Annotated in this window: 22 protein-coding genes; 8 read left to right on the top strand and 14 right to left on the bottom strand. The window is 43.3% G+C overall.

Annotation, left to right across the window (positions count from 1 at the left end):
• Positions 1 to 24: 24 nt before the first annotated feature.
• The 10 genes from pcaF to paaA are packed head-to-tail and all read right to left on the bottom strand — an operon-like array spanning position 25 to position 8,414.
• Complete coding sequence (pcaF, locus tag M5X66_RS00915; protein WP_036948369.1) at positions 25 to 1,227, bottom strand: 3-oxoadipyl-CoA thiolase; 1,203 nt, start codon at positions 1,225 to 1,227, stop codon at positions 25 to 27.
• Positions 1,224 to 1,664, bottom strand: coding sequence for a hydroxyphenylacetyl-CoA thioesterase PaaI (gene paaI, locus M5X66_RS00920; RefSeq protein ID WP_036948371.1), 441 nt, complete (start codon positions 1,662 to 1,664; stop codon positions 1,224 to 1,226). Before paaI ends, pcaF begins: the two co-directional genes overlap by 4 nt.
• Positions 1,661 to 3,229, bottom strand: a complete 1,569-nt coding sequence (locus M5X66_RS00925) for a 3-hydroxyacyl-CoA dehydrogenase (RefSeq protein ID WP_154609577.1) — start codon at positions 3,227 to 3,229, stop codon at positions 1,661 to 1,663. The genes paaI and M5X66_RS00925 overlap by 4 nt, the downstream gene beginning before the upstream one ends.
• A gap of 2 nt (positions 3,230 to 3,231) precedes the next feature.
• A complete protein-coding gene (gene paaG / locus M5X66_RS00930; protein ID WP_154599856.1) occupies positions 3,232 to 4,041 on the bottom strand; it encodes a 2-(1,2-epoxy-1,2-dihydrophenyl)acetyl-CoA isomerase PaaG in 810 nt (269 codons plus the stop codon).
• 2 nt (positions 4,042 to 4,043) lie between these two features.
• A complete protein-coding gene (paaF, locus tag M5X66_RS00935; protein WP_036948377.1) occupies positions 4,044 to 4,817 on the bottom strand; it encodes a 2,3-dehydroadipyl-CoA hydratase PaaF in 774 nt (257 codons plus the stop codon).
• A gap of 9 nt (positions 4,818 to 4,826) precedes the next feature.
• Positions 4,827 to 5,882, bottom strand: a complete 1,056-nt coding sequence (paaE, locus tag M5X66_RS00940) for a 1,2-phenylacetyl-CoA epoxidase subunit PaaE (protein ID WP_154599857.1) — start codon at positions 5,880 to 5,882, stop codon at positions 4,827 to 4,829.
• A gap of 10 nt (positions 5,883 to 5,892) precedes the next feature.
• A complete protein-coding gene (paaD, locus tag M5X66_RS00945; RefSeq protein WP_036948382.1) occupies positions 5,893 to 6,393 on the bottom strand; it encodes a 1,2-phenylacetyl-CoA epoxidase subunit PaaD in 501 nt (166 codons plus the stop codon).
• A gap of 5 nt (positions 6,394 to 6,398) precedes the next feature.
• Entirely contained in the window at positions 6,399 to 7,157 is a 759-nt protein-coding gene (gene paaC, locus M5X66_RS00950) for a 1,2-phenylacetyl-CoA epoxidase subunit PaaC (protein WP_036948384.1), read from the bottom strand.
• Positions 7,158 to 7,167: 10 nt separating this feature from the next.
• On the bottom strand, positions 7,168 to 7,455 hold the full coding sequence (gene paaB / locus M5X66_RS00955; RefSeq protein WP_036948387.1) for a 1,2-phenylacetyl-CoA epoxidase subunit PaaB: 288 nt from the start codon (positions 7,453 to 7,455) through the stop codon (positions 7,168 to 7,170).
• A gap of 20 nt (positions 7,456 to 7,475) precedes the next feature.
• Complete coding sequence (paaA, locus tag M5X66_RS00960) at positions 7,476 to 8,414, bottom strand: 1,2-phenylacetyl-CoA epoxidase subunit PaaA (protein ID WP_108478685.1); 939 nt, start codon at positions 8,412 to 8,414, stop codon at positions 7,476 to 7,478.
• Between the two features lie 326 nt (positions 8,415 to 8,740).
• Here paaA and paaZ point away from each other — a divergent pair, with 326 nt between their 5' ends.
• From paaZ to M5X66_RS00975, 3 genes are all read left to right on the top strand, one after another.
• Positions 8,741 to 10,801 carry a phenylacetic acid degradation bifunctional protein PaaZ gene (paaZ, locus tag M5X66_RS00965; protein WP_036948391.1) on the top strand — a complete coding sequence of 687 codons (2,061 nt, stop codon included), beginning with the start codon at positions 8,741 to 8,743 and terminating at the stop codon, positions 10,799 to 10,801.
• Positions 10,802 to 10,914: 113 nt separating this feature from the next.
• Positions 10,915 to 11,157 carry a type II toxin-antitoxin system ParD family antitoxin gene (locus M5X66_RS00970; RefSeq protein WP_006663118.1) on the top strand — a complete coding sequence of 81 codons (243 nt, stop codon included), beginning with the start codon at positions 10,915 to 10,917 and terminating at the stop codon, positions 11,155 to 11,157.
• Entirely contained in the window at positions 11,150 to 11,443 is a 294-nt protein-coding gene (locus tag M5X66_RS00975; RefSeq protein WP_154599858.1) for a type II toxin-antitoxin system RelE/ParE family toxin, read from the top strand. Before M5X66_RS00970 ends, M5X66_RS00975 begins: the two co-directional genes overlap by 8 nt.
• A 44-nt stretch (positions 11,444 to 11,487) precedes the next feature.
• Here the strand turns inward: M5X66_RS00975 and M5X66_RS00980 are convergent, their stop codons facing one another.
• Positions 11,488 to 11,799 carry a monooxygenase gene (locus M5X66_RS00980; protein WP_154602233.1) on the bottom strand — a complete coding sequence of 104 codons (312 nt, stop codon included), beginning with the start codon at positions 11,797 to 11,799 and terminating at the stop codon, positions 11,488 to 11,490.
• A gap of 1,070 nt (positions 11,800 to 12,869) precedes the next feature.
• Here M5X66_RS00980 and M5X66_RS00985 point away from each other — a divergent pair.
• The 5 genes from M5X66_RS00985 to M5X66_RS01005 all read left to right on the top strand — a co-directional run bounded on the left by M5X66_RS00985 (position 12,870) and on the right by M5X66_RS01005 (position 18,392).
• Complete coding sequence (locus M5X66_RS00985) at positions 12,870 to 13,145, top strand: helix-turn-helix domain-containing protein (protein ID WP_154599859.1); 276 nt, start codon at positions 12,870 to 12,872, stop codon at positions 13,143 to 13,145.
• 117 nt (positions 13,146 to 13,262) lie between these two features.
• Positions 13,263 to 13,775, top strand: coding sequence for a fimbrial protein (locus M5X66_RS00990; protein ID WP_154599860.1), 513 nt, complete (start codon positions 13,263 to 13,265; stop codon positions 13,773 to 13,775).
• 179 nt (positions 13,776 to 13,954) lie between these two features.
• A complete protein-coding gene (locus M5X66_RS00995; protein WP_154599861.1) occupies positions 13,955 to 14,704 on the top strand; it encodes a fimbrial biogenesis chaperone in 750 nt (249 codons plus the stop codon).
• A gap of 15 nt (positions 14,705 to 14,719) precedes the next feature.
• Positions 14,720 to 17,188 carry a fimbria/pilus outer membrane usher protein gene (locus tag M5X66_RS01000; RefSeq protein ID WP_154634544.1) on the top strand — a complete coding sequence of 823 codons (2,469 nt, stop codon included), beginning with the start codon at positions 14,720 to 14,722 and terminating at the stop codon, positions 17,186 to 17,188.
• A gap of 7 nt (positions 17,189 to 17,195) precedes the next feature.
• Positions 17,196 to 18,392, top strand: coding sequence for a fimbrial protein (locus tag M5X66_RS01005; protein ID WP_154599862.1), 1,197 nt, complete (start codon positions 17,196 to 17,198; stop codon positions 18,390 to 18,392).
• Positions 18,393 to 18,572: 180 nt separating this feature from the next.
• Here the strand turns inward: M5X66_RS01005 and M5X66_RS01010 are convergent, their stop codons facing one another.
• The 3 genes from M5X66_RS01010 to proP all read right to left on the bottom strand — a co-directional run bounded on the left by M5X66_RS01010 (position 18,573) and on the right by proP (position 22,263).
• Positions 18,573 to 18,884, bottom strand: coding sequence for a hypothetical protein (locus M5X66_RS01010; RefSeq protein WP_154599863.1), 312 nt, complete (start codon positions 18,882 to 18,884; stop codon positions 18,573 to 18,575).
• Between the two features lie 414 nt (positions 18,885 to 19,298).
• Positions 19,299 to 20,735: a deoxyribodipyrimidine photo-lyase gene (gene phrB / locus M5X66_RS01015; RefSeq protein ID WP_154609434.1), complete on the bottom strand. Its 1,437-nt coding sequence runs from the start codon at positions 20,733 to 20,735 to the stop codon at positions 19,299 to 19,301.
• Positions 20,736 to 20,760: 25 nt separating this feature from the next.
• A complete protein-coding gene (gene proP / locus M5X66_RS01020; protein ID WP_036948402.1) occupies positions 20,761 to 22,263 on the bottom strand; it encodes a glycine betaine/L-proline transporter ProP in 1,503 nt (500 codons plus the stop codon).
• Positions 22,264 to 22,368: the final 105 nt, after the last annotated feature.

Below are 22,368 nucleotides of genomic sequence, written 5' to 3' on the forward strand. Positions count from 1 at the left end.
AGGGGAGTCAGGCAGTTTTGTTATTCAGACGCGTTCAATAATCATTGCAATACCTTGACCCACACCGATGCACATGGTGCATAACCCGTAGCGACCTTGCTTGCGGTGCAGTTCATTCATGGCGGAAATCACCAAGCGAGACCCGCTCATACCCAGCGGATGCCCTAAGGAGATAGCCCCACCATTGGGGTTAACCTGTGGGGCGTCATCTGGCAGACCTAAGCCCCGTAATACAGCCAGTGCTTGAGCGGCAAAGGCTTCGTTAAGTTCAATCACATCCATTTGTTCGATAGTCAGCCCTGCCATTTTCAACACTTTTTGAGTGGCAGGCAGAGGGCCGATACCCATTAAACGCGGTTCGACGCCACAGGTGGCAGTGGCAATCACTCGCGCTCGTGGGGTTAATCCTTGCTGCTTGGCAACCGCTTCGGAGGCGATGATTAAGGCTGCGGCGCCATCATTGACTCCAGAAGCATTGCCTGCGGTGACGCTGCCATTTTCACGAAACGGTGTTTTTAGTTTTTGCAGCTGTTCGTGTGTGGTTTCAGGGCGTGGGTGCTCATCTTCAGTGACTTGCTTCTGTGCTTTGCGCAATGTCACGGTGACGGGAACAATCTCTTCGGCAAAGATACCTTTAAGGCGAGCCGCTTCGGTGCGCTGTTGGCTGCGCAGGGCAAAGGCATCTTGGTCTTCGCGGCTGATATTGTAGGTGTGCGCCACGTTTTCCGCGGTTTCTGGCATGGAGTCGGTGGAGAATTGCTGCTCCATTAATGGGTTGATAAACCGCCAGCCAATAGTGGTATCAAAAATTTGCGCTTGGCGAGAAAAGGCAGAATCTTGTTTTCCCATCACGAACGGCGCGCGGCTCATGGATTCTACACCACCGGCAATCATCAATCCCGATTCCCCTGCTTTGATACTGCGAGCGGCAAGAGCTATGGCATCTAAGCCAGAGCCACACAGGCGATTGATGGTGGTGCCGGAAACTGAAATTGGTAAGCCAGACAGTAGCCCCGCCATTCGCGCGACGTTGCGGTTATCTTCCCCCGCTTGGTTGGCGCAACCGAGGATAATGTCATCGGTCAGTGTCCAGTCCAGTTGTGGGTTACGTGCCATCAATGCTTTAAGAGTGACGGCAGAAAGGTCATCGGGACGCAGTGAGGATAATGCGCCGCCATAGCGACCAATCGGGGTGCGAATACCATCGCAAATATAGGCGTCATTCATGAGGCTTCTCCAACTAAACGGTGACCTAAACGGTGGGAACGGCCTTGAAACAGCGCCAGTGGCTTGCCATCTTGGTTGATGATCTCTACTTCATACAGCCCGCTGCGCTTACCTTGGTGCTGCATTTTTGCGGTGGCAGTCAGTACATCCCCTTCAAAACCGGGGCGCAAAAAATCGATAGAGCACATAGAGGCGACGGCGGCATAACCTTGGCTGTTGCAGGCATACGCAAACGCGGTATCTGCCAGACTAAACAACTGCCCGCCGTGGCAGGTTTTATGCCCGTTAAGCATATTGGGCATAACCACCATGGTGAGTTGCGCATAGCCTTCAGCAACATCTTCAATCACCATGCCCATGGCTTTAGCGCAAGTATCATCGCGATACATGGCATGTGCCGCTTGCTGAGCGAGGGTGATGTTGGGCAGTGAATTCATGACAACGCCTCCAATGAGAGTGATTGAAAACCGGCAGCAAGCTGGCGTAGTAATGGGTTGGGGCGATAGCGCGTGTCCCCATAGAAATCAGTTAACTGTTCAAGGGTGTGCAAAATATGTGACCAACCGATTTGCGCGCCCCATGCTAATGGCCCTTTCGGGTAATTCACGCCGAAACGCATCGCCAGATCAGTATCTTGGGCGCTTGAGACCCCTTTATTCACCACATCCAAAGCCTCATTGCACAACATGGCAACGGTACGCAGGGTTAACAGTGCAGGGTAGTCCGGCAGCACAATCACTTGCTTACCGAGGGACTGAAAAAAGGCAATCGCATCTTGGTTTTGCTGGTGGCTATTTTGTACTGCGCAACTGATAGCGATAGTGGTTGCCGCAACGTAGTTGGCGGATAAATCAAATTGCACTACGGGCTTATCAAGTTTTTGCGCAAGGGTGGATGTCATTTCACCATTTGTTAACATAATAATAACTCCGTTAACAACCAGTGAGGGTGACGGGCGCGTTTTTTGTTCAACTTCTTCGAGGCAGATCCCGTTTTGCTGTAAGAGTTGCTTAAGTTCAGGAAATATTTGCCAATTTCCATAGGCTTTGATGTCGAGCTGGCGAGGCTGTGTCACGGCAGGCGCAATATCGACCCGAGATGCGGATTTATTATGATCATCATGATTATCGGCGGTGTAATCATAAAATCCGCGACCTGATTTACGTCCTAGGTGCCCTGCTTGTACTAATGCCAATTGCGCAAAGGCGGTTTGGAAACGCGGGTCATAGCCAAATGCTTGGAACATGGATTCTGTCACGGCGTAATTAACATCATGTCCGATTAAATCGGTGAGCTGCAAAGGACCCATGGAAAAGCCTCCAGCATCACGCATGACACTGTCTAATGTGGCGGGGTTGCCCACTTGCTCTTCTAATGCGCGTAAGGCTTCTGCATAAAAAGGTCTTGCTACACGATTAACAATAAAGCCTGGCGTGGAGTGGCAAATCACCGGAATTTTATTGAATGACAGTGTCAGGGTTTTTAGGATTTCAATCACGTTCTCCGCGGTTTCGAGTCCGCGGATCACTTCTACCAGTTTCATCACGGGGGCAGGGTTAAAAAAGTGCAATCCAGCCATACGCTCAGGGTGTTTGAGTACGCTGGCAATTGCCGTGATAGATAATGACGAGGTGTTGCTGGAAAAAATAGTATTTTCGCGGCAAATGTCTTCAAGTTCACTGAAAATAGCCTGCTTAATGGCAAGTTTCTCTGCGACTGCTTCAATCACTAAATCGGCGTCAGCAAGGGCGGCAAGACTGTCGACAACATGGAGGCGATCAAGGGTTTCTTCCGTGCATTTGGCGTCGGCTTTTCCTTGCTCAACGCGTTTGCGTAAACGAGTGGTGAGTGCTGTTAAAGATTGCTGCAACACTTGGGCGTTCACGTCAAAAATGTGCACTTGTAGACCTACACTCGCAGCGACTTGCGCAATTCCAATCCCCATAGTACCTGCACCAATCACAGCGACATTTTGTATTGATGAGCTTAGTGAAGTCTTCATGGTTATTTCCCTTGGAACGTCGGTTCACGTTTATTTAAAAACGCATCGACGCCTTCGCGATAATCTTGGCTGCGCCCGCCTAAGCGCTGTAAATCTCGCTCTAAATTGAGCTGCTCATCAAGGGTATTGGTGGCGGCACTGTGAATCGCTTTTTTGATCAGCCCCAACCCATAGGTCGGTTGAGTTGCAAGGTGCTTCGCGAGGTTGTTGACGGTGGTGGCGAGTTGGTCATTTTCCGTGACTTGCCAAATCATACCCCACTGCAATGCTTGTTCCGCGCTAATTTTATCCCCTAGCATCGCCATACCCATGGCACGAGCACGACCGACTAATTGCGGTAAAAACCAGCTTCCCCCGGAGTCAGGCACCAGCCCAAGGCGGCAAAATGATTGAATAAAGCTGGCACTTTTCGCCGCGATAACAAGATCTCCCGCAAGAGCAATCGCCGCACCCGCGCCTGCGGCAACGCCGTTCACGGCACAAATAATCGGTTTGGGTAATGCGACTAAACGGCGGATCAGCGGGTTGTAGTAGGTTTCGACGGAAAAGCCCAGATCAGGGGCTTTGGATCCGACGGAGACATTACGATCGTTAAGATCTTGCCCCGCACAGAATCCACGGCCCGCTCCGGTGATCACTAAGCAACGGACGGTTTCGTCTTGTTCGGCGATTTTAATGGCTGCGCTCAGCTGGCGATGCATCTCATCGTTAAAGCTGTTTAGGCGGTCAGGGCGGTTTAAGGTAATCGTGAGCACCCCATTTTCCAGCGTTGTAAGGATCATCTCGTCGGTGATCACAGTGTCATTTATCATGATTAGCGTCCTGTAAATTGGGGGGATCGTTTTTCGAAAAAGGCGGCGATCCCCTCTTGGCGATCGTCAGTACCCGCAAGGCTGACAAAGTATTGGCGCTCCAGTTTTAAGCCTTCGGTCAGGTGAGTTTCTTGGGCGCTCACTAGCGCAGCTTTGGCGGCGTTTACGGCTAAAGGCGCATGACCTGCAATGCGTTTGGCAATGGCTTGAGCGCGTTCAAGGGTGAGTGCGTCCACACACACTTCACTGACCAATCCGGCTTGTTGGGCTTGCTCAGCGCTGATGGTTTCTCCGGTAAGTACCATCTGCATTGCAAGGGATTTACCCACGGCACGAATAAGTCGCTGAGTACCGCCCGCTCCGGGGATCAGTCCAAGGGTAATTTCCGGTAGACCAAAGCGAGCGGATTCCCCTGCAATAATGATGTCGCTGGCGAGCAATAACTCGAACCCCGCGCCTAACGCATAGCCATTAGCGGCACAAATAATCGGCTTGCTGATTTGCGCAAAGCGGCGCCAAACTTGCGGACGTTTATCTGTTATAGCGCTGGCAACGGTTTGCTGCTGAAGCTCTTTAAGATCAGCCCCTGCGGCAAAGAAACGCGGATTACCCGTGATGACGATAGCGCCGATATTGTCGTCGGTTTGCGCATGTTCAAGATGCTTAACCAGTAATTCAAGGCACGGTGTACTCAGTGCGTTGCGCACATCGGGGCGATTAAGCGTCAGCGTCAGAACGCGGTGATGTTGTTGAGATAAAATCCAATTATTTTCCATTGCTCATCCCTACACATCAAAGTCCAATACCACACCATCCCCTTTTGGCCATGCTTGGCAACTGAGGATATAACCGGCGGCAATTTGGTCAGGTTCGAGACTGTAGTTCACGCCCATTTCAACTTCTCCTGAGCGCAACTTACATTTGCAAGTGGCGCAAACACCGCCTTTACAGGCATAAGGCAGGTCAGCGCCTTGGCGCAGTGCGGCATCGAGGATGCTGTCATCTTGCCCATCCATATTGATATTTAAGGTGCGCCCATCTAATTGAAGGGTGACTTGGCGGTTTTCGCTGGTGGCAAGGGTCGGTTTGAATTTCGCGCCAGAGGTATTAAAGCGCTCAGTGTGTACGCGCTCTTGTGCCATGCCGTGATGAATTAAGGTTTCTTGAACCTCATCCATCATGGACTCTGGACCACAAATAAAGGCGCGGTTGAATTGGCTAAAATTGAGAAGGGATTTTCCTAAGGCACTAAGTTGTTGCGCATCAATGCGCCCGCTGAGCAACGCGCTTTCTTGAGGCTCTTGGCTAAACAGATACAGCACTTGAAAACGGGTGGCAAAGCGGTTTTTTAAGTCAGCGATGGCTTCTTTGAACATCACTGAGCGGCTATTGCGATTACCGTAAATCAGCACAAAGCGGCTATTTGGCTCGGTTTGCAGCGTAGCTTTGATGATGGATAACAGCGGGGTAATACCGGAGCCTGCCGCCACGGCTAAATAGTGTCCTTGTTGCTGGCTATCGGGTTGGTAGCCAAATTGCCCTTGAGGGATCATCACTTCTAAGCTATCTCCAACATTCAGTTGTTGGTTGATAAAGTTAGAAAATCGCCCTTCGTAGATAGCTTTAACGCCAATTTTGAGCCCGTTTTCATCGGGGGCGCTACAAATGGAGTAGCAGCGACGAAGATTTTCGCCATTAATCGCGGCTTTTAGCGTCAAATGTTGACCTGGGCGGTAACGATACTGCGCTTGCAGCGATTCAGGAATATGAAAGGTGACCGCCACAGCATCGGGTGTGTCACGATCAATAGCGGCAATACTTAAACGGTGAAAGACAGTCATGAGTGTGCCCTTAAATACATTTAAAGTAATCAAACGGTTCTAAGCATTCGTTGCAGCGATATAGCGCTTTGCAGGCGGTAGAGCCAAACTCGCTAATTTTTTCCGTCTGTTCGCTGTCACAACGTGGGCAACAAATTGCCCCAGTATGTTCAGGATGCTCACAGGCAACGCCTTGTGGGGGCGCAATGCCAAATTCACGTAAGCGCCTTTTGGCATCTTGGTTCATCCAGTCAGTGGTCCATGCGGGGGTTAATACTACTTCCACATCCACAGGCGAGAAGCCCGCGCTATCGAGAACCGTTTTGATTTCATTGATTAAAAATTCGGTGGCGGGGCAGCCTGAATAAGTTGGGGTAAACCCAATTTTCCAGCCTTGTTCGGTTGGCTTCACATGGCGCACCATACCAAGATCAGTAATAGACAGAGCCGGCAATTCAGGGTCTGGGATCTGCTGAAGTTGCTGCCAGATCTGATGAATATCGGGGGATTGAAGTTGCATTCTCTGTTCCATCACTATCACCATTGGCTGTTGGGGTAAGCGCGTTGCACAAATTGCAGCTGCGTGAGAATTAAACCGAGGTGCTCAGTATGGCTGCCTTGTTTACCGCCTAATCGGTAAGCTGCTTGTTCAGGCAGGCTGAGAGTGGCTTCTTCAAAGGTTTCATTCACAGTTTGCAGCCAAATATCGCGTAGCGTACGCGGGTCAACGGCAATGCCTGCCTCGCTTAATGCCATTTCAATGGCATCGGCATGGAACAATTCACCGGTAAAGCGCCATAAGCGGTTGATAGATTGCTGCAATTTCTGCTGGCTCAGTGGGGTGCCATCCCCTAAACGGATCATCCAGCCACGACTAAAACGTAGATGGTACAAGGCTTCTTTAAGGGATTTTGCGGCAATGGCGGCCAGCTGCGGGTCGCGGCTTTGGGTCAGTGCGCTGTAAAGAGGCACATGGTAGGCATCGATAAAAAACTGGCGAACGAGGGTGTCGTTGAAGCCGTCATTTGGCTGCTCAACAAGCAGTAAATTGCTAAATTCACGCTCATCACGCAAGTAAGCCAGCTTATCTTCGTTGTAACCTGCGCCTTTGAGTTCAGCGGCGTAGCTAAGAAAGTTGCGCGCTTGCCCCAGTAAATCTAAGCCGATGTTAGATAGCGCTAGGTCAATTTCGATTTCAGGGGCGTGACCACACCACTCACACAGGCGTTGTGCCAGAATCAGTGGGGTATCTCCGAGGCGTAACACATAATGTTGGAGCTGCTGTTTTTCGGTCATTTCAAGCTCCTTACATGTTTTTGATGCCATCAGGGATGGTGTAAAAGGTTGGATGGCGGTAAACCTTGCTGTCCGCGGGGTCAAAAAATTGATCTTTTTCATCAGGTTGAGATGCGACCAAATGGGCGGCTTTGACGACCCAAATGGAGCAACCTTCACTACGGCGAGTGTAAGCATCGCGAGCATTTTCCAGTGCCATTTGGTCATCGGCGGCGTGCAAACTTCCCACATGGCGATGGGCTAAACCTTGTTTACTGCGAACAAACACTTCGTACAGTGGCCAATCTTGATTGTTCATGGTCTTTTCCTTCTTGGTGGTTAAGCTGCAGATTTAATGGCTTTTTGTTTTTGGCTGTGAGCCATTGCGCCTTCACGCACCCAAGCTCCGTCTTCCCAACCTTTGCGTTTCGCATCAAGGCGTTCTTGGTTGCAGATCCCTTGCCCTTTAATCACTTGGTAGAACTCTTCCCAATCAATCTCACCAAAACGGTAGTGACCTAGCGCGTCATCCCAGTGCAGATCAGGATCGGGGATGGTCATGCCAAGGGCTTCCACCTGCGGCACGGTGTTATCCACAAATTTCTGGCGCAGCTCGTCATTACTGAAGCGCTTGATTTTCCACGCCATACTTTGAGCGCTATGAGGGGAGTCAGAATCATTCGGACCAAACATCATTAATACTGGCCACCAAAAGCGGTTGATAGAGTCTTGCAACATGGCTTTTTGCTCATCAGTCCCTTCAGCCAGTGCCATGACGGCTTCATAACCTTGGCGTTGGTGAAAACTCTCCTCTTTGCAGATTTTTACCATCGCACGGGCGTAAGGTCCGTAAGAAGCGCGGCACAGTGCCACTTGGTTAACTATCGCTGCACCATCAACCAGCCAGCCAATCACGCCCACGTCCGCCCAATTGAGCGTCGGATAGTTGAAAATGGAGGAGTATTTCATCTTTTCGTCGAGCATTTTTTGGTAGATATCTTGGCGAGTACATCCCAACGTTTCTGCGGCGCTATAGAGGTACAAACCGTGTCCTGCTTCATCTTGAATTTTTGCCAGCAGAACAGCCTTACGGCGTAGGGTTGGGGCGCGAGTGAGCCAGTTAGCTTCCGGCAGCATGCCAATCACTTCTGAATGGGCGTGTTGCCCAATCTGGCGAATGAGGTTTTGTCTGTAAGCATCGGGCATCCAATCTTTTGGCTCGATGGCGATGTCGGCTTCGATTTTGGCATCGAAGTGGATTTGGTTTTGCTCGCTCATTGTTATTTTCCATTAAAGTGATTCATAAAAATTAAGTTAATGTAAAAATATGGAACACATTTATTTAACATTAATGCTAGGAATAGTTAACAATAAGATCAATGCTGTTTGTGGGGTTTTTGCGATTCACCTCACAAGTAATTAAATTATATTCATATAAATCAATGCAATGAAATCATCATTTTTTGTTTGGTTCTTGCCGTAAACATTCAAATCAACCCTATTTGTATTTTATTTGTTAAATTTCGATTGGCATCTATGATTGTTTATATGATACATATTTAATATCTAAATCTAGTTTATTGTCGTTTTTCTGGAGATGGAACATGCAACATTTAACAAGTTACATTATGGGGAAGTGGGCAACGGGAGCAGGGGAAGGTCGTCCGATTTTTCATGCGCTGACCAATGAAGCACTCTATGCCGTGACCTCTGAAGGACTACCGTTAGCGCAAAGCTTACAGTACGGGCGTGATGTCGGTGGCGAGGCGCTAGGGAAATTAACGTTTCAACAGCGTGGAGAGATGCTTAAAGCAGTTGCTCGACATTTACTTGCCCATAAAGAGGCGTTATATGTCATTTCTGCCCAGACTGGCGCCACTAAATCAGACAGTTGGGTGGATATCGAAGGGGGGATCGGCACCCTATTTTCCTATGCGGGACTGGCAAGCCGTGAGCTGCCGGATGATACCGTGTGGTCAGAAGACGAGATGATCCCGCTATCAAAACAGGGGCAGTTTGTTGCCCGCCATATTTTAACATCGCGCCGTGGCGTGGCTTTGCACATCAATGCGTTCAACTTTCCGTGCTGGGGTATGCTAGAAAAACTAGCGCCAACGTGGTTAGCGGGGATGCCTGCTATTATCAAACCTGCCACCGCATCCGCCCAACTGACTCACGCAATGGTGAAACTGATGATGGAGAGCGGGTTAGTTCCCGAAGGGGCGATTCAATTAATTTGTGGCGGCGTTGGGGATATGTTCGACCACTTGGATTTTGAAGATGTGGTGACCTTTACAGGCTCAGCTGGCACTGGACAAAAACTCAAATCTCACCCGCGCATCAATCAAAAATCTGTGCCTTTTACCATGGAAGCGGACTCATTAAACTGCGCCATTTTAGGTTCAGATGTTCAGCCTGAGCAACCTGAATTTGCACTGTTTATCAAAGAAGTGGTTAATGAAATGACGACGAAGGCAGGGCAAAAATGTACTGCAATTCGCCGCATTATCGTCCCTAAAACTCAGTTGGAAAATGTGAAAAATGCCCTCCTAAAACGCATCTCGAATGTCGTGGTGGGTGACCCTGCTGCCGAAGGGGTTCGAATGGGCGCATTGATTAACCTTGAACAGCGCCAAGATGTGCAGGACAAAGTGAATTATCTGCTAGCCAATGGCTGCGAACGCTTATGTGGTGGTAGCTTTGTCAATATGCAGGTGGTGGGTGGCGATAGCGAGAAAGGGGCATTTTTCCCACCGACATTGCTGTACTGTGCCGAGCCATTTGTGCATCAAGCGGTACACGAAACCGAGGCGTTTGGTCCCGTGGCGACATTAATGAGTTATGACGGGTTAGATCAAGCGGTGCAATTGGCGGCGCTAGGAGGCGGAAGCTTAGTCGGTTCGCTGGTGACTGCCGATAGCCAAGTAGCGCAGACGGTGATCCGCGCAACGGCACGGGCGCATGGGCGGATGTTTATTCTGGATGAAGCGGCATCAAAAGAATCCACGGGGCACGGCTCACCTTTGCCAATGTTGGTACATGGTGGACCGGGGCGTGCTGGGGGCGGTGAAGAGCTGGGCGGCTTACGAGCCGTAAAACATTATATGCAGCGCACGGCACTTCAAGGCAGCCCATCCATGTTGACTGCGATTAGTAAGCAGTGGATGCGCGGCGCTGAGGCTATTGCTGATGTGGTGCATCCGTTCCGTAAATATTTCGAAGAGTTAGTGATTGGCGATACGTTACTGACCGCGAGACGCACGGTAACTGAAGCGGATATTGTGAATTTTGCCTGTCTCAGCGGGGATAATTTCTATGTGCATGTGGATAAACTTGGCGCCGAGCAATCCATGTTTGGTGAGCGCATCGCCCACGGTTATTTTGTGGTATCGGCAGCAGCAGGGCTGTTTGTGGATGCGGGAGTCGGGCCTGTTATCGCGAACTATGGGATGGAAAACTTGCGTTTTATCGAGCCAGTCAAAATTGGCGATACTATCCAAGTGCGCTTAACGTGCAAGAAAAAGATCAAAAAAGCCCAGAAAAAAGCCGAAGATAAGCCTAATGGAGTTATCGAGTGGGATGTCCAAGTGTTTAATCAGCACAATGACATTGTGGCGCTGTACAGTATTTTAACGCTGGTGGAGCGTCGCCACGGGGATTTTTGAGGGCGAAGTTATCAGAGAGGGCAAAATGCCCTCTCTTTCGCTGGCTGGAAGCAACAGAAATTCATTGCTATAGTTGTATGACTGAGTAATACAATTCGATGGTGGGTGAGTTTATGGCGAGAGTAACAAGTGTGACATTGGGGGAGCATTTCAACCGTTTTATTGGCGATATGATCCAGTCTGGCCGCTATGGTAATACATCAGAAGTGATAAGGGACGCATTGCGTATGATGGAAGAGAGAGAACAACGCCTTGAGTATGTGAGAAAGATGGTATTGGATGGACTGAATTCACCGGAAAGTGAAAGCAGCATGGATGACATTTTTGCCAGAGCGGAAAAGGATTTAAATGTATAAAATTTCTCAAGTTGCGGAAGAGGATATTTATCAAATTGCTCGTTACACAATACGGCAGTTCGGTGTCAATCAAGCGAAAAAATACCATAATGAATTAAAAAAAACGTTTGAGTTACTGGCTAGTTCGCCATGGATAGGTAAAGAATGTCATTGGGTATGTGAAGGGATGAGGCGATTTGAGTTTAAAAAACATTCCATTTATTACATGCCCCAAACCCCATTTATTTTTATCTCCCGCGTTATTCATCAATCTGTGGATGTCGATGAATTGGATTTTACTGAGTAAATTTTAACGGGATAAGAGAAGGCAAAATGCCCTCTCCATTAAAACTATTTTTGAATAAATTGTGCTTGGTTAAGCTGGCTGAGTGCGGTATTCACACTAAAAATTTGCCCGCTCACTTCAGGTACACCAAAGGATTTGAGTCGCGCACTGTGCATTTCGAGATACGCTTGCGCATCGGCTTGGTTAGCAAATAAGTAAATGCCACCCGCCCGTTGGGTCTGTTGGTTTTCAGTCCAAATCTTCCAAATAAACCCCGGCTCTTGGTTAATGGATTGCGCTAATCCTTCCATTGCCGCCGCCATCTCTTCACCCCACGGACCTTGGTATGGGAAATCAACCTGTAAAATCACCTGCATTATTGCCTCCTATTGTTGTTGTTTGATTATCATAACCAGTAATTTCTATTTAGGATTGATCAAATTGGGGATTGGGGGGAAAAAGTGTAGGGAGTACGGATATTTACTATTTTTTCATAGGTTATTACATATTCAGCATGGTGTGTTTCGGTGTTAGTACGGAAAATATTGGTGATGGAGCTGAATGAGCGGTGGATACAGAAAGAATTTAATCATCGATTTAGCTATACGGTATGCAATATAATTTAATAAAGAACAAAAGGTTATAATATGTACTAACCAAATAAGAATAATGGTGAATTGCTACTTAATTTATGTTGGAAATGGAAATGGGTTATTCTATTAATTTTCACTTATATTTTAATTTCTTTATGAACAATTCAGGCAAACTTAAATATATTGAATCCGCTTCTGCGGGGTAGTTATACACCAAAATGGAGTAACTATTGTATTATAAGAATAATAAAAATCATTTACTTATTTTATTGATAATCTGTAATTTATTAACATGAATTATTTTTGATGATTTCAATGTCAGTTATAAAAATAATTTTTAGATTTTTTTATAATTTGTCTGGAAAGTGAAATAAATAAAAGATATGTAAAAATAAGTATTTTTATTATTACATTAACAAAAAATAATTCTTTACTCATTTTTAAATCATTATCTGACGGCTATATTTAGATGTTTTTTAATAAGGATTTAAATTAGGTATATACATGATAGCTATAGCACTCTAAAAATGTAACTAAAATGTTATATATTAGATTATAAAATGAGTTTTTTTGGATTTAATGTCGATATTATAATTTAAAGTAGGTGTTTTATCTTATTTGTCTCGTTTAATTTTATTGATTCAGGTGTTAATTCTGCCCGTGTGTTGTTTTGTAACATTTTGTTTAAATTGATTTTATTTTTGTGAGAATTGTATGGCTAGAACAAGTAATTGCTTAATTTCAATTTACTCTTTAATGAGTGAGGTTATTTGTCTTTAAACTTTAAGTGGGTAATATGTTTGCTATGAACCAGTCTGAATCAAGTCATGAATAATTAATTCAGAGGTACCCTCATGGAAATGGAAAGATATAAATACTCATTGGAAATTGGTCAAAGAATTAAATCACTCAGATTACAAAATGGTTGGAGTGGTGAAGTGTTAGGAAAGATAACAGGAATAAGCCAACAGCAAATCTCGCGTTTCGAACGAGGAATAAATAGACTTGATGTTGAATCATTAGTTAAATTTGCCAATGCATTTAATGTGAGCATCGCAGTTTTATTATCAGATTATGATAAGGCAATTTATGAAAAAAACATATTCATTGCAAATTCTATAGTTATTTAGTTTTCGGAAGTTGTACTAAAGGGATTTAGCTAAAATCTATTTATCAATATAGGTTATTAATTATCCTTATTACTATTAATAAAGGATAGCATTCGTTTTATTCTACAAAGGTCAAATATGAAAAAATCTCTTTTAGTTTTGTTAGTTACATCTTCAATTTCGGCATCAGTTATGGCTGAAAATGGTGTTATTACTTTTAATGGTGAAATTACTGCAACAACTTGCGATATCTCTTCAAGTGAGGGCAGCAAAGATTTCACTGTTACCTTACCTAAAGTCTCAACAACGGCGTTAGCAAATGCTGGGGATATTGCCGGTGTAACACAGTTTGATTTGCTATTATCAAATTGTACTTCAAACGTCGCTGTAGCAGCCAACTTTGAAAATACAACAAATACGGATACTAGCAATGGAAATTTAAATCCAACACAAGGTCCTGCGGGTGTCCAAATTCGTTTAGCTGATGCTGCAGGTACGCAGGCTGTAGTTAATGGCGGTGTAGCAGGACAGACAACTATTGTTAGCGGTAGTGCAACATTACCATTCCAAGCTTACTATTTTGCTAAAACCCCGGTTACTAACGCAGGTGTTGTTGTAGCACAAGTGAACTATTCAATTACATACCCATAAGTGTAGTAATGTCAGAGAAAATACCCTCATGATATAGATAATCAGCAAAGTGGAAATATATTTCCCACTTTGCTGTATTAAAAAATTAATAATGATTTTTAATTAATATAATGATTATTAATTTCAGTACCTCAGGAAAATATTTTTAATAAAGTAGATGATTTCAAGGTTAGGTCATTATGATAACTCAAGCATCAATCAGAAATAAAATTATTTTATTTTTCTCATTATTTGCTATATCAACATCGATTTATGCTAGTGTGATTATAAATGGCACTCGCGTGGTTTATAATGAAAACTCTAAAAGTAAAATTGTACAACTCGTTAATGAAAATAAATGGCCAGCACTTGTTCAAGTGTGGTTGGATAATGGTAACCCCGATGAGCCGCCTGAAAATATTAAAACACCATTTGCTATTACTCCACCTATTTTTAAAATGGGATCAAACTCAGGACAAAATTTACGCATAACCTATCTTGGTGAACCATTACCTAAAAATAAAGAATCCATCTATTATTTAAATATATTAGAAGTTCCACCAGAAAATGAAGATGCGATTGAAAAACAACAAAATACCATGCAAATTGCGATTAGGACGAGAATAAAATTATTTTTTAGACCCGAAGGGATTGGTATGCCTGCGTTAATAAATGAAAAGCTCAAATTTTCATTTGAGAAATCAGAGAAAGGTAATAGGGTTTTAGTAAAAAATGATTCACCATGGTATGTTACTTTACAGGATATTACCATTTCGAATAATTCAAAAAAATTAAAATTAGAAAATAATATGGTGGCGCCATTCTCAACCATTTCACTTGGTAATGAAAATGGTAATTCGATACCGAATGAATTTCTTAACTCTAAAAAAATGAACTACAGCGTAATTAATGATTACGGTGGTGTAGATTCATATGAGTCGAATATATAACAATACGGTATTGATATGAAAATTAAATTAATATTTGCACTTGTATCCTTGAGTTTAGGAATGAGTAGTTTTTCTTTTGCTATTGAACAAATTCAGAATGAAAAAAAATACTCATATAATGAAGGCTTTTTAGTTGGTAATGCAAAGTCTATTTCTATTGACAAAATTTCAGAAGATCAAATTTCTCCTGGAGATTGGTCGGTTGATATTTATCTAAATAATGAATTTATTTATAACAAAAATATTTTATTTTATGAGAATGATAAAGGTCGAGTTATTCCTTGCTTAACTCTAAATGAGATCAATAGCTTTAATATAAAGCCGGAATTTTTGTCGTTAGTGAAATCAAATGGTCAATGTGAAGATCTTTCCGCGCTTTCAAACGATGTAAAAATTAATTTGAAACAAGATGTTTTACGGTTGGATATATTGATTCCTCAAGCAATGATGGAAGAATATGCTCGTGGCTATGTACCCATTAACTCTCTCAATGAAGGAGTCCCTGCACTATTTATGAACTATAACGTCAATGCTTATAGTAGTCGTAGTCATGGTGAGAATGAGCATTCTGCCTATGGAAATATTAATGCAGGACTAAATTTAGGATTATATCGAGTCCGTCATCAATCAAATATTCAATACAACCAAAATGATAAATTTCATCATGAAAGTATTAGAACTTATATTCAACGCGCATTCCCTCAAATTGAGAGTGAATTAACCGTAGGGCAATCATTTACTAGTGGTAGTCTTTTTGACAGTTTTTCCTATACAGGTGCAGAGTTAGCTACCGATAATCGCATGCGACCACAATCTTTACAAGGATTTGCCCCAACAGTTAGAGGAATTGCCAATAGTAATGCGCGAGTAAAAATTATTCAAAATGGTTATACGATCTATGAAACGAACGTATCGCCAGGCGAGTTTGTGATTAATGACCTTTATGCCACGGGTTATGGTGGTGATTTAACCGTAGAAGTAACCGAGGCAAATGGTAGTATCTCAACATATATTGTTCCATTTGCCACAGTTCCTGGTTTATTGAGACCTGGACAGGTTGATTACAGTATTGTGAGTGGTGAATTGCGAGGGCCAAACACATCTTCAAATGTATTTGTGCAATCAACCGTGCAATACGGTTTAAATAATATTTTAACTCCATTTGTAGGTATGCAATACACCAATAAATATCAATCAGGAATGCTAGGTTTAGCGGTTAATACTCAAATTGGTGCTTTTAGTTTTGATATGGCTAGCTCAAAGTCTCAATTAAATAACAATGAAACATATAAAGGCACACGAGCTAGGATGACTTGGAATAAAGATATCCAATCTACAAGCACTAACATTGCGTTAGCAGGCTACCGTTATGAATCACAAAATTATTTAAGTTTATATGAGGCAGATACATATCGTGATAGCTATTTATATAACGGTGAATCAATTAACCCAAGGAAAGCTCAATATGTTTTAACCGTCAATCAGAGTCTGGCTTATTACGGTTCCATATATGTGAGTGGGGCACTACAAACTTGGCGTGATAACTTACCAGATAGTAAGCAATTACAAGCTGGCTACATGAATAATTTTAAAGGTATCGGCTATAGTCTTACTTATATGAAATTATATCGTAATGGTGAGCAAGGTAGTGATAACAACTACATGTTGAGTGTCACAATACCGTTTTCTCTTTGGTATCCTGAACAAAATACGGTTTTAAGTAGCTCTGTGACACGTTCTGATTCTAGTGATCGTTGGTCAAATAATACCAGTGTGAGTAGTTCTTTTGGTGAGGACAATTCTATTTCATGGAATGCGACAGCAAGTGATGTTGGTCATTCAAATAGTAATTTTTCAACGAGTATTCAAAAAGAGTTGTCATCAGCTTCGGTGAATGCTGGGTATTCGCAAGGGCGTGATTATAGTTCACTCTCGGCAGGTGCAAATGGCGCATTTGTTATTTACGAGGGGGGGGCTATCCCTTCACGTTATTTAGGTGATACGTTTGCGATTGTTGAGGCAGAAGGTGGTGAAGGTGCATCTATATCTTCATGGAGTAATATTGTTTTGAATAAGCATGGGCAAGCTGTTGTTCCATCGCTAATGCCATACCAATATAATACTTTATACCTTGATTCTCAAAATATGAGCTCAGATGTTGAGATTGATAATAATATGGCAAAAGTTGCGCCTTACGCTGGAACTGCTGTATTAGTTAAATTTAATACCCAAAAAGGCATTAATATTTCTTATCGAATTTTATTACAAGATAAATCAGCTATACCATTTGGCTCTGATGTCTATGATAGTTCCAATAATAAAATTGGTTTAGTTGGTCAGGGTGGGTTAGTTCATTTTATTTCTCAATCTGATAGTGGCACTATTTTTATTAAATGGGGCGATAAAGAAAACCAACGTTGTAAATTAGATTACAGCATTTCTAATAAAAATACTGTCTCTGATTCTATTTGTTATTTTTATTGAGGTAAACATGTTGATTAATGAAAAAGTGAAATTAATTATGTGTGCAAGCCTAATGTTTACATCTTTCTTGGCTAATGCAATTTGCAGTATAGTAACACCTTTAAATACAGGTGGATTTATTCAAATAGGAACGTCAAACCCAATTACGATTTCTGGATTGCAGTTTCAACCAGCAGGAACGCAATTAAGTCAGGACTATATTTCTGGCGCACAAATGGCAGAAGTATATGGAATCACCGCAGAGACGGTAATATTTCGCTGTGCATTATCAGATGCATCTCAAATTTTTGAAGGTTATTATGTCTTTAGAGCATATGATGAACATTTAACGCCTGCTCAAACCATAGGTGGGATACCGTACTGGGCAATGTGGATTACTGGTGCCAATAACACCCCTATTTCAGGTGTTAACTTTGAATTTTTTTTAGGGAATGGAGTTAGTGCAGGCACTGCATTTAACAATCAGCCGAATAGGACAAAAAGAATTGGGTACGATATTGATCCAAAAAACTCAAATTATATTTTGATAAAAGGGAAGCATTTTTCTGGAGTGACTAACAGACAGGTTCGTTCTAATGTAGCTGTAACGGCCAGCGGTTTTAATCCGGTAATTCCCCCGTATGTAAGAGGGTTTGTTTATTTTAAAGGTCCTGGCATTAACGAGCAAATAGCAGGGAATCTTGGATTTGGTGCCCCTGAAGTATTTTCATTCTTCACAGTAGGATTGCGCGGGACGAGTACAACCGCAGTAAATTCATGCTACATAGAAAAAAATGATACAAATGTACAACTGGGCTCTCATTCTGCTAACGCTTTACCGTCAACGCCAGTTAATTTTTCTGTTACGGTAAAATGCGATGCTGGTTCAACAGGTATATATTATGGTTTTGCACCTGGAATAGAGAATATAAGCAAAAACGTAACGGATGTATTGCTACTTGACTCTAATATGGGGTCTACAGCAAAAGGGGTTGCTATTGAAATTCTTAATTCAAATAACACTAAAATACCACTTTTGAATCTCGCGGCTACAGGAGGTGTTATTTCAAATACAAATAACTGGCAATCATTATCAATACCATCATCAGGAGCAGCGTCCTCAGTCAATGTTGCATTTTCTGCTCGAATTGTTCGATATGGCAGCGAAGCTGTTGTGCCTGGTATTGTACGTAGTAAAGCAACCTTTATGCTAAACAAACACTAATATTTTTAATGCTCTGAATAATTTGAGATTTAGCTAGGTGATAAACTCGTCTAGCTAGCAACTTTGCGACTTAATATATAATAAATACATCCATATAAAATATCATATAAGTATATGGATTAATCCTATAAAATAGATGATTCGGGATATTAAATAAACATCCCGAACATAAATGAATAGTTAATTATAATTTATATTTAAAGTTGGTTTATTGTTGAACTGGCTATATTTCATTTTTAAGAGATTAGAGCTAAGTGTTTTCGCATTTTTCAACGAACTTGTTTTAGCTAAATTCTGACCATTTCGGTAACATATAAGATCAATCTTTTCGCTATTGCTAATTCTCACGTTACATAGAGGTTCATAGATAGCGCCAGTTATAGTGATAGTGCCACCGCTAGCGGAATTAGCTGCATTAGAAATAGCATAAGCAAACGAAAAACTAGAGATTAGTACCGTAATAACGGTTGCAATTAAGGATAAGTATTTCATGACGGATCTCCTAACTGAGCTAGTTTTATACTTGCCAACTTTCAAGCTGCAGCGACATTTATCACGTAATAGAGGCAATATTTATTTATGCAATTAGCAGTGCTTTGATATCCAGTATGGTTTATTCGCTTGTCGTACTTTGGTATCTCGAGTATTGAGAGTTAATTCAAATACAAGCAAGTTGGCTGTATTGGCTTTCACTTTTAAGTTTAGTCTAAATACGAGTAATTAATATAATCTAAGCTGAAAAATATTTATTATCGCCGTGGTTATAGTAACTAGACGTTACTTTTGGGATGGGTGATATAAAATTTTTATTGTCAAAATTATTTATATCGGTAATGGCGTCGGGTTATAGACGGGTTTTGCAAGAATTCAACGATAAGGGATTGGTTTAAGTTAAATCAATAAAATTTATTCTATTTTTATGCTGTCCCGCTTCCCCGCCTCAAACGCTTCTAACGTCATCAACCTTGCCTGCTTATGGTCAACAATCGGGGTTGGGTAGCTCAGAGAAACTTGGTGAGATTCAGCCCATGTATGGGGTTCGTGAATAAACTTCTCGGGAACATCGCGAAGTTCGGGGAGCCACTCGCGGATAAACGTCCCTTGTGGGTCGAATTTTTTCCCCTGAGTGGTTGGGTTAAAAATACGGAACCACGGTGAGGCATCAACACCCGTTGACGCTGACCATTGCCAGCCGCCATTATTCGCCGCCAAAGTGCCATCAATTAACTGGCTCATAAAGTAGTGTTCCCCTTTGCGCCAATCGACCAGCAAATCCTTGACTAAAAAACTCGCTACAATCATCCGTAGTCGGTTATGCATCCAGCCCGTTTGATTGAGTTGGCGCATGGCGGCATCTACTATCGGGTAGCCTGTTTGCCCGTTTTTCCATGCCGAAAATACAGCATCATCGGGGTTCCATTGAATATGCTGCGTCCATTCAATAAACGGTTGGTGACGACAAAGGCGCGGAAAAGCGACCAATAGATGACTATAAAATTCTCGCCAAATTAATTCATTTAGCCAGCTAAAACCGCCACTTTCTTGGGAGTCAAAAACCTGCGGGTTCTCTGCCAATAAGCGATTCACACATTGGCGAGGCGAAAGCACTCCAAGGGCTAAATAGGGGGATAATTGGCTAGTACCATCAATGGCGGGAATATCTCGGTTGCGTTGGTAATCTTGTACGCGCTCGCTGCAAAACTGCCGTAACTTTGCTAATGCAGCTTGTTCTCCGGCAATAAATTGCGGTGAAATTTCAACGGATTGGTGAGCAAAAAGTGGAAGTGTATTTTCAACGGCTAATGCCGCTTCCCGTGGTTTGGGGGCGGGAAACGAGCGAAAATCACTCATCATCAATTGGCTCAAAAAGGCGCGGCGAAACGGGGTATAGACTTGGTACATATCCCCTTTTTGCGTCGTCACTAAACCTGGCGTAAGTAATAGCGCATCATCATAGGTGAAAATATTCAGATGTTGCGCCTGCTGGCGTAACTGTTCATCTCGCAAGCGTTCATTTAACTCGTACTGGTGATTGAAATATAACCCTGTGGCATTTTGCTGTTGGGCAAAATCCAGCAACCATTTCACGGAATCCGCAAAGGTCGCAGTGGTATGGCAAATCAGGGGAATACCTCGTTTCGCTAAAGCGTGTTGTAGCTCCACCAGGTTTTGATGCAAAAAGGCAATTTGCCTTGGTGATACGTTGTGAGTTGCCCACTGTTCTGGCGTCGCAATATAGACGCCAATCACAGTGGCAGTAGGATCCTCACAAGCAAAGGTAAGCGCTTTATTATCGGTGACTCGTAGATCGTTGCGAAACCAAACTAAGTGACAAGCCGACATCGCTTTCCTCGCTATTTTTTAAGGGTTAATCTAATTTTGGGTGCTGGTTGATTAGCGATTGGCGCTGTTTTTCCAGCTCAGCAATTTGTTGTTCGATATCTTCAACTTTCTGTTCGATATTGTCAAAATGCTCACTCAAAATTTCTTTTGCTTCCGCTTTATCTGAGGCTGCAGGCGTTGCACCACGTAGTGGTTTATTAGCTGTTTCTGGCATTCTAATACCGGTATACAGACCAATCAATGCAATGACTATCAGATAATATGCAGGCATATACAAGTCATTAGTCGCTTCAACTAACCATGCCGCCGCTGTTGGTGTTGCACCCGCAATTAATACCGAAATATTAAAAGCGATGGCTAATGCGCTATAACGAATATGGGTAGGGAAAATAGCCGGTAAAATCGATGCCATCACCCCGGTAAAGCAGTTGAGTAATACCGCAAGAATCAACAATCCGACAAAAATTAAGCCAACAGAACCGCTATTAATCATCATAAATGCGGGGTAAGCCAACACAATTAACCCCACGCTGCCCATGATAACGAAAGGTCGGCGACCAATTTTGTCACTGGCTAAACCAATGATTGGCTGTACAAACAGCATACCAATCATAATGGCGATAATAATCAACACACCGTGGTCGGTTGAGTAGTTCAAATTATGGGATAAATAGCTCGGCATATAGGTCAGCAGCATATAGTACGTCACGTTAGTGGCGATAACTAAGCCGACACAAATCATCAAGCTTTTCCAATATTTAGATGCAACTTCACGGAAAGAGACTTTCGGTGGATTCTGGATATTGGCTTTGTCTTGCTGCTCTAAACTTTCAATATGTTGCTGGAATGCAGGGGTTTCTTCCAATGAATGACGTAAATAGAGACCGATAATACCTAGCGGTAAGGCTAAGAAGAACGGAATTCTCCATCCCCAATCGTGGAAGTTAGCTTCACCGACAAGGCTTGAAATCAGCACGACGACACCTGCACCCATCACAAAACCTGCGATAGAACCGAAGTCTAACCAGCTGCCCATAAAGCCACGTTTACGGTCTGGGGAATACTCAGCAACAAAGATAGCAGCACCAGAGTATTCACCACCCACGGAGAAACCTTGAGCCAGTTTAGCGAGCAGTAATAAGATAGGCGCCCAAATACCAATTCTCTCATATGATGGGATCAGACCGATACAGAAGGTACTGATTGCCATAATAATAATGGTCATGGACAACACTTTTTGTCGGCCGTATTTATCCCCGAGAATACCGAAGACAACGCCCCCAAGGGGTCTAACCAAGAAAGGCACGGAGAAAGTGGCTAACGCCGCAATCATCTGAACGCTCGGTGATGCGTCCGGAAAGAAGACTTGACCCAGTACATAGGCTAAGAAGCCGTAAACACCGAAGTCGAACCATTCCATCGCATTACCCAGCGAAGCCGCTGTGATTGCTTTTTTCAATTTTCCATCATCAATAATTGTAATATCGTTGATATTTAATGGTTTTTCTTTTTTCTTTCTGAGCTTCATGGAACCATCCTCTTATTTGAATTTTAAGATGTGGGTTTCCCGATCCGATTTGCTCGGACAATCTGCAAATAATGAAAATTAGTATGGATAATTAAATGCAGTATC

Source organism: Providencia sp. PROV188 (assembly GCF_027595165.1).
Classification (GTDB): Bacteria; Pseudomonadota; Gammaproteobacteria; order Enterobacterales; family Enterobacteriaceae; genus Providencia; species Providencia lanzhouensis.